Below are 14,155 nucleotides of genomic sequence, written 5' to 3' on the forward strand. Positions count from 1 at the left end.
CCACTGTTTTGTTATAGAAAACAGAAAATCGCTATGCCACAGCCTTGGCAGGCCATCGCGTAGCGATTTTGTTCAATTCCAGTTTGTAACGCGGGTTTGAGGAGTGGGAAGCTTTAATAATTAGCATATTATAAAAAGTAAGAGAGAGAACCTCTGAAATAAGAAGAGATCAAGGGATATCTCTGGCTCTGGTGTTTGAACATATTAATGAGTGCAGATATAAAAAAGACAGATACCTTATGACTGCCGCAAAATTCCACCGGTTTAAACCAGATGGAAAAGGCAGGATGTTGTAAGATCTGTCTTTTTTATTTCTTATGTGACTTTTGAGTATTGATTTTGAACTTTAGACATCTTTCTTTACAAAATATCGTATAAAAATGCTGTGTTTACAGCAGGAGGATTACTGCAAAGACCAATATTGCGGCTATGATTCCCAAGAGTATCCAGTTTACGGCTTTTTGGGTTTTTGTTGTCTGCCTTCCGGGATCAGAAGCCCTGGTTTCAACAGGAGAGAAATTTTCCAGAAGCTTTTGGGCCTTTTCCTTATGGGCGGCAGAGACCATGATTTTGTCGCCGGAAACAGAGTCGCCGGTATAAAGCTCCTGAACTCCTCCCTGAATAGCTGCATAAATACCGTTTTCTTTCAGAAAAGAAAGCATTTGCTCCGCCTCAATACGGCTTTTTACTGTGGTAATACAGATCAGTTTTTCTTCCATAAAGCTCACTCCTCATCTAAATATTTTTGTTCCTGTTGTCTGTGTTTCCTCTCTGTCATGAAATTCATAAGTCTCAGTGTGAAGAAGCAGAGAACCGTGATCCCTGTAAAAAAGAGAAGGACAGCAGTACTGATTTCTGCCTCTGGTCCGGCTTTTCTTCGGATAGCAAATACATAGAATACTGTAAACAGGGCGGAAAAGACTGTGCTTTCAAAAAGGCTGCGCAGGGGAGACGGAGATTTTTCCCGGCTGAGTCCTTTTTTTACGGAGTCGGAAAGGTATACAATTCCGCCTGCGGCTATTACTGCTGTTTCACCGATCACATTTTCCAGGCGGCCTGTGACAATAAGCTGCAGGATGATCGCAAGTGCGCAGACTCCATACATGACATAAAAACTGATAGATGCAATTTTTGCAGCTTCCTGCATTTGACGCTCGTCTAATTTCTGTTTCATGATTCACCTCCTGAAATGCGGAAAGGAAAATTTTTGTGATCAGGCTGTTTCCTTTCGGTATCCGGTAACAGCTGATACTGGCTTCATGCTTCATACAGCCTCCCAGAACAGATCGTTAAGGGTTTTTCCCAGCTCCCGGCAGATGGCTGTGCATAACTTCAGAGAAGGATTGTAATCCCCGGCCTCCATCATTCCGATGGTCTGTCTGGTAACTCCGACTTTTTCTGCCAGTTCGATCTGAGAGAGTCCTTTTTCCATTCGTGCGAACTTCAGTTTCAGATTTTTCATCTGTTCCTCCTGTGTTGTTTGTTGCCTTTAGTATAATCCTGTATTCATGAAATGTCAATTATATTTTACATATCATAATTATATATGACTTATGAATAATATATGTTGCTTTTAAATATTTTTTTGAAATTTTTTCAAAAAAAGCTTGCATTTTATCGAAACCTGATATATACTAAGCAAGTCGGTTGACGCAGGAGCGTTAAACACAGCAGAGATAAGGCCAGTTGGTCAAGGGGTTAAGACGCCGCCCTCTCACGGCGGAAACACGGGTTCGATTCCCGTACTGGCTGCTCTTAATAAAAACCGATAAAACAACAGAATAAGGCCAGTTGGTCAAGGGGTTAAGACGCCGCCCTCTCACGGCGGAAACACGGGTTCGATTCCCGTACTGGCTGTTAAAGTGCAATCAAGCGATTTGATTGCACTTTTTGTTTTGTGTAAAAACATGCGGATAACTAACCATTATTAGAAAAACAGTTGCAAAAAATACAGGAATGGGTTATGATACAGAACGAATGTTTGAAAGAGAGAAGAAAGGAATTAAGACAGTCATGGCAAAGAAGGAAACGTATGATGCAGGCAGTATTTCTGTTCTGGAAGGACTGGAGGCAGTGCGGAAACGTCCCGGTATGTATATAGGAAGTGTTTCAAGAAAGGGATTGAACCACCTTATTTATGAGATCGTAGACAATGCGGTGGACGAGCATCTTGCAGGCTACTGTACCAACATCCATGTGGTTCTGGAAAAGGATGGTTCCTGTACAGTTGCTGATAACGGAAGAGGAATCCCTGTGGATATGCATGAAAAGGGCGTTTCTGCAGAGCGTCTGGTATTTACTACTCTTCATGCAGGCGGCAAGTTCGATAATTCTGCCTATAAGACAAGCGGCGGCCTTCACGGTGTAGGTTCTTCGGTAGTCAATGCCCTGTCTACCTATCTTGATATTAAGATCAGCAGAGACGGATATGTGCACCATGACCGTTATGAAAGAGGAATTCCTGCTATAGAACTGGAAGACGGACTTTTGCCAAAGCTTGGACGGACAAGGGAGACCGGAACCTGCGTGAATTTTCTGCCGGATCCGGAGATTTTTGAAAAAACAAGATTTTCTGCCACTGAGGTAAAAAGCCGCCTTCATGAGACTGCATATCTGAATCCTGAGCTGACTATTCTCTTTGAGGACAGAAGAGGGGATGAGACCGAGGCTGAGGAGTACCATGAACCGGAAGGAATTGTGGGATATCTTCGTGACCTGAACCATAAATCGGAAGTGTTACATGAACCGGTTCTTCTGAAAGGAGAGGCGGACGGTATTCAGGTGGAAGCAGCTTTCCAGTACACCAATGAATTTCGGGAAAATGTTCTGGGCTTTTGCAACAATATTTACAATGCAGAGGGCGGAACTCATCTGACAGGCTTTAAAACAACCTTTACCACTGTGATGAATACCTATGCCCGCGAGATTGGCGTGTTAAAGGACAAGGATGCAAACTTTACCGGAGCGGATATCCGAAATGGAATGACTGCAGTGGTGTCCATCAAACATCCGGCTCCAAGATTCGAGGGGCAGACAAAAACTAAGCTGGATAATCAGGATGCGGCAAAGGCTACTGGCAAGGTTCTGGGAGAACAGCTGGTTTTGTTTTTTGACCGTAATCTAGAAACTCTCAAGGCGGTTCTTTCCTGTGCGGAAAAGGCTGCAAAGATCCGTAAAACTGAGGAGCGGGCAAAGACCAATCTTCTTACAAAGCAGAAATATTCCTTTGATTCCAATGGAAAGCTTGCCAACTGTGAGAAAAAGGATCCATCTCAGTGCGAGATTTTTATTGTGGAGGGAGATTCTGCAGGTGGATCTGCAAAGACAGCCCGCAACCGGAATTATCAGGCCATTCTTCCCATCAGAGGAAAAATCCTGAATGTAGAAAAAGCCACCATTGATAAAGTACTTGCAAACGCGGAGATAAAAACCATGATCAATGCCTTTGGCTGCGGATTTTCTGAGGGCTACGGAAATGACTTTGATATCAGTAAATTACGCTATGACAAGATTGTGATCATGGCAGATGCGGATGTGGACGGCGCACATATCTCCACGCTGCTTCTGACTCTTTTTTATCGCTTTATGCCGGAGCTTATTTATGAGGGACATGTATACATTGCCATGCCGCCTCTTTACAAGGCTATGCCGAAAAAAGGCCCGGAGGAGTACCTTTATGATGATAAAGCCCTGGAAAAATACCGTAAAACTCACAAACCGGGAAGTTTTACCCTTCAGAGGTACAAAGGTCTTGGAGAGATGGATGCGGATCAGCTCTGGGAAACAACCCTGAATCCTGAGACAAGAAGAATGAAGCGGGTGGAGATCGAGGATGCCCGCCTTGCCTCCAGTATTACGGAAATCCTTATGGGAAGCGATGTTCCGCCCCGCAAGGCTTTTATTTATGAACATGCGGCTGACGCGGAGCTGGATGTGTAAAATATCGGAACAGTTTCAGAAGCAGATACCAAGACTTATTTCGGGAATATGGAAACAGAACCGGGAACAGATACGAATATCTGTTTTAGAGATATAGAAATAGCATCAGAAACAGAAGCAGAGATTCGTTTCAGGAATATAGAAACAATGTCAGGAACAGATACAGAGCTTTGTTTCAGTAATATGGGATCAGCGTCAGGAGCAGAATCAGAGATTCGCTTTAAAATACAGAAACAGAATCGAGAACAAAAACAGTTTTTTCATTTTAAGGATATAAAAACAGAATCGGGAATGAATGCAGGAAGTCTCTCCCGACAGAAACAGCAGTATCAGAACTGCGCCAATGGAACGATTGAAAGGAATAACAGATGGAAACAAAACAGGAAAATATTGTCCGGACAGATTATTCGGAGATTATGCAGAAATCATATATTGACTATGCCATGAGCGTCATTATTTCCCGTGCTCTTCCTGATGTGAGAGACGGGCTGAAGCCGGTGCAGAGAAGAACGCTGTATGACATGTATGAGCTGGGAATCCGCTACGACAGGCCTTATCGAAAATGCGCCCGTATCGTAGGCGATACCATGGGTAAATACCACCCTCACGGCGACAGTTCTATTTATGAGGCGCTTGTTGTGATGGCCCAGGAGTTTAAAAAAGGAAAGACTCTTGTGGACGGCCATGGAAATTTTGGTTCTATAGAGGGAGACGGCGCTGCGGCCATGCGATATACAGAAGCCCGGCTGGAGAAGCTGACCCAGGAGGTGTTTCTGGAGGATCTGGACAAAAATGTAGTGGATTTTGTACCGAACTTTGATGAGACAGAAAAGGAACCTTCTGTTCTTCCGGTCAAAATTCCAAATCTTCTTGTAAATGGCGCGGAAGGAATTGCAGTAGGTATGGCAACCAGTATTCCGCCTCATAACCTGGGAGAGGTGATCGATGCAGTCAAGGCATATATGAAAGACAATCAGATCAGTGTCAGAGGTCTGATGCGTTATATTAAAGGACCGGATTTTCCTACAGGAGGAATTGTGGTCAACAAGGACGATCTGTGCAAAATTTATGAGACAGGAACCGGAAAGCTGAGGATCAGGGGCAGGGTCACAACGAAGAAGCTGAAAGGCGGCAAAAAACAGCTTGTGATCACAGAGATTCCCTATACCATGCTTGGGGCAAACATCGGCAAGTTTCTCAATGACGTGGCTTCTCTTGTGGAAACAAAAAAGACCACGGACATTGTGGATATTTCCAACCAGTCATCAAAAGAGGGAATCCGAATCGTCCTGGAGCTGAAAAAAGACACAGACGTAGAAAATCTTACCAATATGCTTTATAAAAAAACCAGACTGGAGGATACCTTTGGCGTCAATATACTGGCAGTTGCAGACGGAAGACCGGAAACTCTCAGTCTGAAGCAGGTGATCGAGCATCATGTGGATTTTCTTTTTGAGGTAACTACAAGAAAGTATAAAACCCTTCTGGGCCGGGAGCTGGAAAAACAGGAGGTTCAGGAAGGTCTGATCAAAGCCTGTGATGTGATCGACCTGATCATTGAGATCCTCCGCGGCAGCAAAAACCGGGAGCAGGTAAAGAAATGTCTTGTGGAGGGGAATACGGAGGGCATCCGCTTTAAGACAAAGACAAGTGAAAAAGCAGCGAAGAAACTTCAGTTTACAGAAAAGCAGGCCACAGCCATTCTGGACATGCGCCTTTATAAGCTGATCGGTCTGGAGATTGAGGCTCTTCAGGCAGAGTATGAGCAGACTATGAACAATATTGCTCTTTATAAGGATATTCTTGATCATTATGATTCCATGGCAGAAGTGATCATAAAAGAGCTGGATGCCATTAAGAAGGAGTACAGCACAAAAAGACGCACCTCCGTTGAAAACGCAGAGGAAGCTGTTTACGAGGAAAAGAAAATGGAGGAAACTGAGGTCTGCTTCCTGATGGACCGTTTTGGTTATATGAAGCTGATCGACAAAAATGCCTATGAAAGAAACAAGGAAGCTGCCTGCAGTGAAAACCGTTATGTGTTTACCTGTATGAATACGGATAAAATCTGTCTTTTTACTGACAGCGGTAAGCTTCATACCATTAAGGCTGTGGACATTCCTCTTGTAAGATTCCGGGACAAAGGAACACCTGCAGATAATCTGAGTAATTATGACAGCGCAGCAGAGCAGATTCTCTATGTGGCCTCTGTCAGTCAGATTAAAAATGACACCCTTCTTTTTGTGACAAAAACTTCTATGTGCAAGCTGGTGGAGGGCAGAGAGTTTGATGTTGCCAAGCGGACCATTGCTTCTACAAAGCTTGCTCCCGGGGACGAACTGATCTTTGTGGGAAGCGCCGGAGAAATGGAACAGGTGGTTCTCCAGAGCGCGGGAGGAAGCTTCCTGAGATTCTTAAAGCAGGAGGTTTCCACTATGAAAAAGACCTCTATCGGAGTCAGAGGAATGAGGCTGGCAGAGGGAGATCATCTGGAGCATGCCTACCTTCTGGGAGGTCATCAGGAGTATACGATCACTTTCCGTGACAGGCCTTATGTATTGAACAAAGTGCGCCTTGCAAAGCGTGATACAAAAGGGGTCAGACCGAGAGTCTGAAATTAATCCTTGCTTTTCCTTATGGAAGGTGCTATGATAATTGTAACATGATAACGGATAGCATAAGAGTGGACTTCGGTCCACTCTTTTTGCGAAAGTGATTACCCACCGGGAAATAACAGTGTGTGATCCGGCATCCGTATGTGCGAAAGGCAGGTGGAAAACATGAGCAGAAGAGAAGAATACGAACAGAAGGCAGAAGCCCTTCTTGCTCCCATTGTGGAGGAAGCAGGATTCGAGCTTGTGGATGTGGAGTATGTGAAGGAAGCAGGAAACTGGTACCTGAGAGGCTACATTGACAAGCCGGGCGGCATTACGGTAAATGACTGTGAGGCAGTCAGCCGGAAGTTCAGCGACAGACTTGATGAGAATGATTTTATTGAGGACAGCTATATCATGGAGATCAGTTCTCCCGGTCTTGACAGACCTCTGAAAAAAGAAAAGGATTTTGTCAGAAGCATGGGAAAGGCTGTAGAACTCCGTACCTACCGTCCCATAGAAAAACAAAAGGAATTCAGCGGAATTCTGACTGCATATGATGATAACAGTGTGACGATTGAGGAGGACGGTGCTTTACGCACATTTGATAAAAAGGAAATTGCCCTGATCCGTTTGAAAATCGAATTTTAACAGTGTAGAAAAACAGGAGGAAAGAAGAAAAATGAACAGAGAGTTAATGGAAGCACTGGATATCCTGGAAAAAGAAAAAAATATCAGTAAGGATACTCTGCTTGGGGCTATTGAGCAGTCACTGATCCAGGCTTGCAAGAACCATTTTGGCAAGGCAGACAACGTGCATGTGACCATTGATCCGGAAACATGTGATTTCAGCGTTTATGCGGAGCGTATTGTAACTGATTTTGTAGAGGACCCGGCATTGGAAATCTCTCTTATTGATGCACAGAAGATCAATGCAAATGCCGAGGAGGGAGACACAGTAAGAGTGCAGATCCAGTCCAAGGAATTCGGACGTATCGCAACACAGAATGCAAAAAATGTGATCCTTCAGAAGATCCGTGAGGAAGAGCGCAAGGTTCTTTACGATCAGTATTACGGACAGGAAAAAGAAGTTGTCACAGGTATTGTACAGCGTATCATGGGCAGAAATGTCAGTGTGAACCTGGGCAAGGCAGACGGTATGTTAAGCGAGAACGAGCAGGTTAAGGGAGAAGAGTTCCATCCTACTGAGAGAATCAAGGTTTATATCCTTGAGGTTAAGGATACTCCCAAGGGACCGCGTATTCTTGTTTCCAGAACACATCCGGGACTTGTAAAGCGTCTGTTTGAATCAGAGGTGGCAGAAGTAAGAGACGGAACTGTAGAGATCAAGAGTATTGCCAGAGAAGCCGGCTCCCGTACAAAGATCGCCGTATGGAGCAACGATCCGGACGTAGATCCGGTAGGAGCCTGCGTAGGTATGAACGGAGCCAGAGTCAACGCCATTGTTGAGGAACTTCGAGGCGAAAAGATCGATATCATCAACTGGGACGAGAACCCGGCGATCCTGATCGAGAACGCCTTAAGTCCTGCAAAGGTTATTGCAGTTATGGCAGATCCGGATGAAAAAACAGCTCTTGTAGTTGTTCCGGATTATCAGCTTTCTCTTGCCATCGGCAAGGAAGGTCAGAATGCCCGTCTAGCAGCCCGTCTTACCGGATTTAAGATTGATATCAAGAGTGAGACTCAGGCAAGAGAATCCGGCGAACTGTATGACTATGACGACGAGTATGAGGATGACGAATACTACGGAGAAGAGGAAAATGGTCAGGAGACAGTTTCTGAGCAGGAAGCTGAGGTAACAGAAGAAGCTTCTGAAGAGGCGGAAAATACAGAAGCCGATGAACAGGCAGAGGTTTCCGCAGAATCCGGTGAAGAAGAGTATGAAGGCGAAAACTAAAATCCCCATGCGCCAGTGTACCGGGTGCAGGGAAATGAAAAACAAAAAAGAAATGATGCGGGTTTTGAAGACACCGGAAAATGAGATTCTTCTGGACACTACCGGAAGAAAAAACGGAAGGGGTGCTTACCTGTGCATTTCCATGGAATGCCTGAATAAGGCAGTAAAGAATCACGGGATCGAACGTTCACTGAAAACAGAGATTCCGCAGGAGGTCTATGAAGACCTGAAAAAGGAGTTTGAAAAGCTTGAAAAACAGCAGTAAAGTTTTATCATTGGTAGGACTTGCCACAAGGGCGGGAAAAACCGTCAGTGGAGAATTTTCCACAGAAAAGTCCGTCAAAACAGGAAAAAGCTTTCTTGTTCTGGTGGCCGAAGACGCGTCAGAAAATACACGGAAGAAATTCCGGGACATGTGCGATTTTTACGAAGTACCGGTTTATGTTTTTGGAGATAAAGAGGAACTGGGAAAATACTGCGGAAGGGAATTCCGCGCCAGCCTTGCGGTTCAGGATGAAAATTTTGCGAAAGCAATCATGAAGGAACTTGAGAAATCACAGACCTGAAGGAGGAAATCGCATGGCAAAAATCAGAGTGCATGAGCTGGCTGCCAGAATCGGCAGACAGAACAGAGAAGTCATAGAAGCTTTAAAAGAAAAAGGTGTGGAAGTCAAAAGCCATATGAGCAGTCTTGACGAAGCATCTGTTGCATATATTAACCAGAAATTTTTACACAGGGGAAAGGAGCAGATTACCAAGGTGGATAATTCCAGAACAGAAGAAAAGATGGTAACAGCGAAGCCGGAAGCAGAAAAAGCGGAGGCTCCCAAAAAGAAAAAAAATATTATTCGCGTGTATCACGCACAGAATGCCAGCGACGGAGGCAAAAACAGACCGAAACGTCAGGCACAGGATAAGAAACCGGGCGCAAGAGGCCCGCAGGCGGCAAAAGCGCCGAGAAATACAGAGGCAGCGCCAAAGAAACCTGCTGAAGCAGTAAAACGTCAGCCGGAGGCTCCGGCAGCAAAACCGGCGGAGCAGACAAAGGCGCCGGAAACAAAGAGCCAGGAAACAGCAGCGCAGAATCAGGGAAAGAACAGACCTTCCCAGGAGCGGGCAGGAGCAGGAAGAAACCAGAACCGTCAGCCAAGAGAGCGCAGAGAAGGAAGCCGTGACAACAATCGTGACGGACGTGACAGAAGCCGTGATTTCCGCGGTGGAGACAGAAGACCTTCTGACAACAGAGGCCAGGGACGTCCTCAGGGCGGCGGTCAGGGAAGACCTGCAAGAAATAACGACGGAAGACCGGTAAGAAACGGAGAGGGCGGAAATCGTCCGGTAAGAGGCGGTCAGGGCGGAAGACCTTCTGACAACAGAGGTCAGGGACGTCCTCAGGGCGGCGGTCAGGGAAGACCTGATGGAAACAACCGTTTCGGAGGTGGAAACCGTTCCGGTCAGCGTCCGGGAGGAAGAAGAAACGACGGTGATGCAGTATTTACTCCGGAGCTGACAAAGACTTCCAAGGACAGTAAGAGAGAGCGCGACAGAGAGAACAAAAACAAAAAGAAAGATTTTGATAAATCCCAGGGCGGCGGACACAGACCGAATCAGGGTGGAAGAAGAAACATGTCCAGACTTCCGAAAGCTCTTCAGAAGCCGGCTCCGCAGCCGAAGCAGGAAGAGAAGAAGCCGGAGATCAAGGAGATTACTCTTCCGGAGAAAATGACCATCCGCGAGCTTGCAGAGGCTATGAAAATGCAGCCGTCTGTAATTGTGAAAAAGCTCTTTATGGAAGGAACCATGGTAACAGTAAACCATGAGATCGACTTTGAAAAGGCACAGGAAATTGCTCTGGGCTATGACATTATCGCAGAGCCTGAAGAAAAGGTAGACGTGATCGGAGAGCTTCTGAAAGAAGAGGAAGAGGATGAGGCTGATATGGTTTCCAGACCTCCGGTAGTCTGCGTTATGGGTCACGTTGACCATGGTAAAACTTCTCTTCTTGACGCTATCCGTAACACAAATGTAACAAGAGGAGAGGCCGGCGGAATCACACAGCACATTGGTGCTTACGTGGTAGAAAACAGCGGTCAGAAGATCACTTTCCTGGATACACCGGGACATGAGGCGTTTACAGCAATGCGTATGCGTGGCGCCAATGCAACAGATATCGCAGTTCTTGTTGTAGCGGCAGACGACGGTGTAATGCCTCAGACAGTAGAGGCCATCAGCCATGCAAAAGCGGCAGGCGTAGAGATCATTGTTGCCATTAACAAAATCGACAAGCCAAGCGCTAACGTAGAAAGAGTAAAACAGGAGCTTTCCGAGTATGAGCTGATTCCTGAGGACTGGGGCGGAAGCACCATCTTTGTTCCGGTTTCCGCACACACAGGAGAGGGTATTGATACTCTTCTGGAAATGATCCTTCTTTCTGCGGAAGTATGCGAGCTGAAAGCAAACCCCAACCGTGCGGCAAGAGGTCTTGTGATCGAGGCTCAGCTTGACAAGGGCAAGGGCCCGGTTGCAACAATTCTGGTACAGAAGGGAACCCTTCATGTAGGCGACTTTATTGCGGCAGGCGCATGCAGCGGTAAGGTACGTGCAATGATGGATGATAAGGGACGCAGAGTAAAAGAGGCAGGTCCTTCCACTCCGGTTGAGATCCTGGGTCTGGGAGACGTTCCAAATGCAGGAGAGATCCTGATGTCCTTCCCAAGTGACAAGGAGGCCAAAAACTTTGCAGGAGCCTTTGTATCTGAGAACAAGAACCGTCTTCTTGAAGAAACAAAAGGCAAGCTTTCTCTGGATAATCTCTTTGATCAGATTCAGGCAAGCGATCTCAAAGAGCTTCCGCTTATTGTCAAGGCTGACGTACAGGGATCTGTGGAGGCTGTGAAACAGAGTCTTACCAAGCTGTCCAACGAAGAGGTTGTTGTCCGTGTGATCCACGGAGGCGTCGGCGCAGTAAACGAATCTGACGTTTCTCTTGCAGCTACTTCCAATGCCATCATCATCGGATTTAACGTACGTCCGGATGCTATGGCAAAACAGCTTGCAGATCAGGAAGGCGTAGATCTTCGTCTGTACAGAGTCATCTACCAGGCGATCGAAGATGTGGAAGCTGCCATGAAGGGTATGCTGGATCCGGTATTCGAGGAAAAGGTGATCGGCCATGCGGAGGTTCGTCAGCTGTTCAAGGCTTCCGGAGTGGGAACTATTGCGGGAAGCTATGTGCTTGACGGTATTTTCCAGAGAAACTGCAAGGTTCGTATCACAAGAGAAGGCGAGCAGATCTTTGAGGGCGAGCTTGCATCTCTGAAGAGATTTAAAGATGATGTAAAAGAAGTAAAGGCAGGCTACGAGTGTGGTCTTGTATTTGACGGCTTTAATGATATTAAAGAAGAAGACCGCGTAGAGGCCTATATCATGGTAGAGGTACCAAGATAGGAGTGAGCATAAATGAGAAAAAACAGCATTAAGAATACAAGGATCAACGGAGAAGTTCTGAAAGAATTAAGCTCCATTATCCGGGGTGAGATCAAAGACCCCCGTATTCATCCCATGACATCTGTCATGGCTGTAGAAGTGGCTCCTGATTTAAAAACATGTAAGGCATATATCAGCGTTCTGGGAAATGACGAGGCAAAAAAAGCCACGATCACAGGTCTGAAAAGCGCAGAGGGCTATATCAGACGCCAGCTTGCAAAGAACCTGAATCTCAGAAACACGCCGGAAATCCGTTTTATCCTGGACGAATCCATTGAGTATGGAGTAAACATGTCGAAAATGATCGATGAAGTGACCAGAAAAGATGCTTCTTCTGAGAAGCCTGAGGAAGAATAAGAGGGATGGATATGAAGAATATTTCAGAGGTACTGACTGGTGTAAAAACAATGGGAATCGCCGGACACATCAGACCGGACGGGGACTGTGTAGGCTCCTGTATGGCGCTATATCTTTATGTGACAGAGCATTTCCCGGAAATTGATGTCAGGATATATCTGGATCATCCCAAGCCTGTCTTTTCTCATATTGACAGAATCGGCGATATCCGTACAGAGACAGACGGAGACAGAGAGTTTGATCTCTTTGTAACCTGCGACGTAAGCGCGCGGGACCGTCTGGCTGTGGCGGACGAATATTTTGACAGGGCAAAAAAGACGGTGTGCATTGATCATCATGTCAGCAATCCGGGATTTGCGGACATCAATCATGTAAGAGGGGATGTCAGCTCCTGCTGCGAGGTCCTTTACGGACTTCTGGATGCAGACAAAGTAGACCGTCCGGTTGCGGCTGCCATTTATACAGGCATGATCCACGATACCGGAGTATTCCAGTATTCTTCCACCTCTCCGGAAACCATGAGAATTGCCGGAGAACTGATGAAAACAGGATTTGAGTTTAACCGGATCATTGATCAGTCATTTTATGAGAAAACCTATATTCAGAATCAGGTTATGGGAAGGGTGCTGGCAGAAAGCATCCTGCTTATGAACGGCGCGTGCATTATCGGTTATCTGCGCAAAAAAGACATGGAGTTTTATGGTGTGGACGGCAAGGATCTGGACGGCATTGTCAGTCAGCTGCGTCTTACTAAAGGCGTGGAAGTTGCCATGTTCCTTTATGAGACAGAAACTCAGACCTTTAAGGTTTCCTTAAGATCCAACGGTCATGTGGATGTCAGCAGAATTGCAGTTTATTTTGGAGGAGGCGGCCACACAAGAGCTGCCGGCTGCGATCTTCAGGGCTCCATGTATGATGTGATCAACAATGTGACAAGAGAGATCGAACGTCAGATCTGTATGGAGAAAGTCAGATGATGGATGGAGTTTTGAACGTCAGGAAAGAAAAGGGATTTACTTCCCACGATGTGGTGGCAAAGCTCCGCGGAATCCTGCACATGAAGAAAATCGGTCACACAGGAACTCTGGATCCGGAAGCAGAGGGGGTTCTTCCTGTTGTTCTTGGAAAAGCCACCCGACTTGTGGATATGCTGACAGAAAAAGAAAAAACTTATGAGGCGCTTCTGCATCTGGGAATTGAAACAGATACCCAGGATATGACGGGAACGGTATTAAAAGAGCTTCCTGTCACAGTTACGGAAGAGGATGTAAAAAAAGAACTAGAAAGCTTTCTGGGAGAACAGCAGCAGATCCCGCCCATGTATTCTGCACTGAAAGTGGACGGAAAAAAACTGTATGAACTGGCCAGAGAAGGGAAAACTGTAGAACGTAAGCCAAGAACCGTATACTTTCGGGAAATCAGCATACTGGAAATGAAGCTTCCTCTTGTAAGGATTTCTGTTACCTGCAGTAAGGGTACTTATATCCGTACGCTTTGTCACGATATCGGGCAGAAGCTGGGCTGCGGAGGGTGTATGGAAGAACTGCTCCGCACAAGATCCGGTCAGTTTGCTCTGGCAGACAGCCTGACTCTTGATCAGATCCAGACGCTTACGGATCAGGGAGAAATAGAAAAGCATCTGATCGGGATTGAGGAAATCCTGGGAGAGCATCCTGTCCTTTTTGGCCGGAAAATGGCAGACAGGCTTCTGAAAAACGGAAATCCTGTAACAGAGGCGCTGACAGAAGGCAGCTACAGAGACGGATGGGTGCGGATGTATACAAGCGAAGGTGAGTTTATCGGAATTTACCAGTGGCATCAGGCAAGTGAAAACTACCGTCCGGTCAAGATGTTTTTATAA

At 46.1% G+C, this 14,155-nt stretch carries 13 protein-coding genes and 2 tRNA genes; 12 read left to right on the forward strand and 3 right to left on the reverse strand.

Annotation, left to right across the window (positions count from 1 at the left end; genetic code table 11):
• Nucleotides 1-389: 389 nt before the first annotated feature.
• From NSA57_RS07955 to NSA57_RS07965, 3 genes are all read right to left on the reverse strand, one after another.
• Nucleotides 390-719, reverse strand: a complete 330-nt coding sequence (locus NSA57_RS07955) for a hypothetical protein (RefSeq protein ID WP_022068665.1) — start codon at nucleotides 717-719, stop codon at nucleotides 390-392.
• Between the two features lie 5 nt (nucleotides 720-724).
• Complete coding sequence (locus NSA57_RS07960; protein WP_257464513.1) at nucleotides 725-1,174, reverse strand: DUF6773 family protein; 450 nt, start codon at nucleotides 1,172-1,174, stop codon at nucleotides 725-727.
• Nucleotides 1,175-1,264: 90 nt separating this feature from the next.
• A complete protein-coding gene (locus tag NSA57_RS07965) occupies nucleotides 1,265-1,462 on the reverse strand; it encodes a helix-turn-helix transcriptional regulator (RefSeq protein ID WP_173752257.1) in 198 nt (65 codons plus the stop codon).
• A 218-nt stretch (nucleotides 1,463-1,680) separates the two neighbouring features.
• Between NSA57_RS07965 and NSA57_RS07970 the strand changes: the two genes are divergently transcribed.
• From NSA57_RS07970 to truB, 12 genes are all read left to right on the forward strand, one after another.
• Nucleotides 1,681-1,752: transfer RNA gene (locus tag NSA57_RS07970), tRNA-Glu, on the forward strand.
• A gap of 33 nt (nucleotides 1,753-1,785) precedes the next feature.
• A tRNA-Glu gene (locus NSA57_RS07975) sits at nucleotides 1,786-1,857 on the forward strand.
• Nucleotides 1,858-2,013: 156 nt separating this feature from the next.
• Nucleotides 2,014-3,939: a DNA gyrase/topoisomerase IV subunit B gene (locus NSA57_RS07980; RefSeq protein ID WP_147599285.1), complete on the forward strand. Its 1,926-nt coding sequence runs from the start codon at nucleotides 2,014-2,016 to the stop codon at nucleotides 3,937-3,939.
• 368 nt (nucleotides 3,940-4,307) lie between these two features.
• Complete coding sequence (locus NSA57_RS07985) at nucleotides 4,308-6,554, forward strand: DNA gyrase/topoisomerase IV subunit A (protein WP_257464514.1); 2,247 nt, start codon at nucleotides 4,308-4,310, stop codon at nucleotides 6,552-6,554.
• A 165-nt stretch (nucleotides 6,555-6,719) separates the two neighbouring features.
• The gene (locus NSA57_RS07990; protein WP_022067139.1) at nucleotides 6,720-7,184 is read left to right on the forward strand and encodes a ribosome maturation factor RimP; all 465 of its coding nucleotides are present in this window, start codon (nucleotides 6,720-6,722) and stop codon (nucleotides 7,182-7,184) included.
• 31 nt (nucleotides 7,185-7,215) lie between these two features.
• On the forward strand, nucleotides 7,216-8,451 hold the full coding sequence (gene nusA / locus NSA57_RS07995) for a transcription termination factor NusA (RefSeq protein WP_147599115.1): 1,236 nt from the start codon (nucleotides 7,216-7,218) through the stop codon (nucleotides 8,449-8,451).
• Nucleotides 8,435-8,716: an RNase P modulator RnpM gene (rnpM, locus tag NSA57_RS08000; protein WP_138269889.1), complete on the forward strand. Its 282-nt coding sequence runs from the start codon at nucleotides 8,435-8,437 to the stop codon at nucleotides 8,714-8,716. The genes nusA and rnpM overlap by 17 nt, the downstream gene beginning before the upstream one ends.
• Nucleotides 8,700-9,017, forward strand: a complete 318-nt coding sequence (locus tag NSA57_RS08005; RefSeq protein ID WP_147599117.1) for a L7Ae/L30e/S12e/Gadd45 family ribosomal protein — start codon at nucleotides 8,700-8,702, stop codon at nucleotides 9,015-9,017. The genes rnpM and NSA57_RS08005 overlap by 17 nt, the downstream gene beginning before the upstream one ends.
• A gap of 13 nt (nucleotides 9,018-9,030) precedes the next feature.
• Complete coding sequence (gene infB, locus NSA57_RS08010) at nucleotides 9,031-11,898, forward strand: translation initiation factor IF-2 (RefSeq protein ID WP_257464515.1); 2,868 nt, start codon at nucleotides 9,031-9,033, stop codon at nucleotides 11,896-11,898.
• Nucleotides 11,899-11,910: 12 nt separating this feature from the next.
• Nucleotides 11,911-12,294 carry a 30S ribosome-binding factor RbfA gene (rbfA, locus tag NSA57_RS08015; protein ID WP_022067144.1) on the forward strand — a complete coding sequence of 128 codons (384 nt, stop codon included), beginning with the start codon at nucleotides 11,911-11,913 and terminating at the stop codon, nucleotides 12,292-12,294.
• Between the two features lie 11 nt (nucleotides 12,295-12,305).
• Nucleotides 12,306-13,271, forward strand: coding sequence for a DHH family phosphoesterase (locus NSA57_RS08020; protein ID WP_173752252.1), 966 nt, complete (start codon nucleotides 12,306-12,308; stop codon nucleotides 13,269-13,271).
• The gene (gene truB / locus NSA57_RS08025; RefSeq protein ID WP_173752251.1) at nucleotides 13,268-14,155 is read left to right on the forward strand and encodes a tRNA pseudouridine(55) synthase TruB; all 888 of its coding nucleotides are present in this window, start codon (nucleotides 13,268-13,270) and stop codon (nucleotides 14,153-14,155) included. The genes NSA57_RS08020 and truB overlap by 4 nt, the downstream gene beginning before the upstream one ends.

Source organism: Blautia caecimuris, assembly GCF_024622975.1.
GTDB lineage: Bacteria > Bacillota > Clostridia > Lachnospirales > Lachnospiraceae > Blautia_A > Blautia_A caecimuris.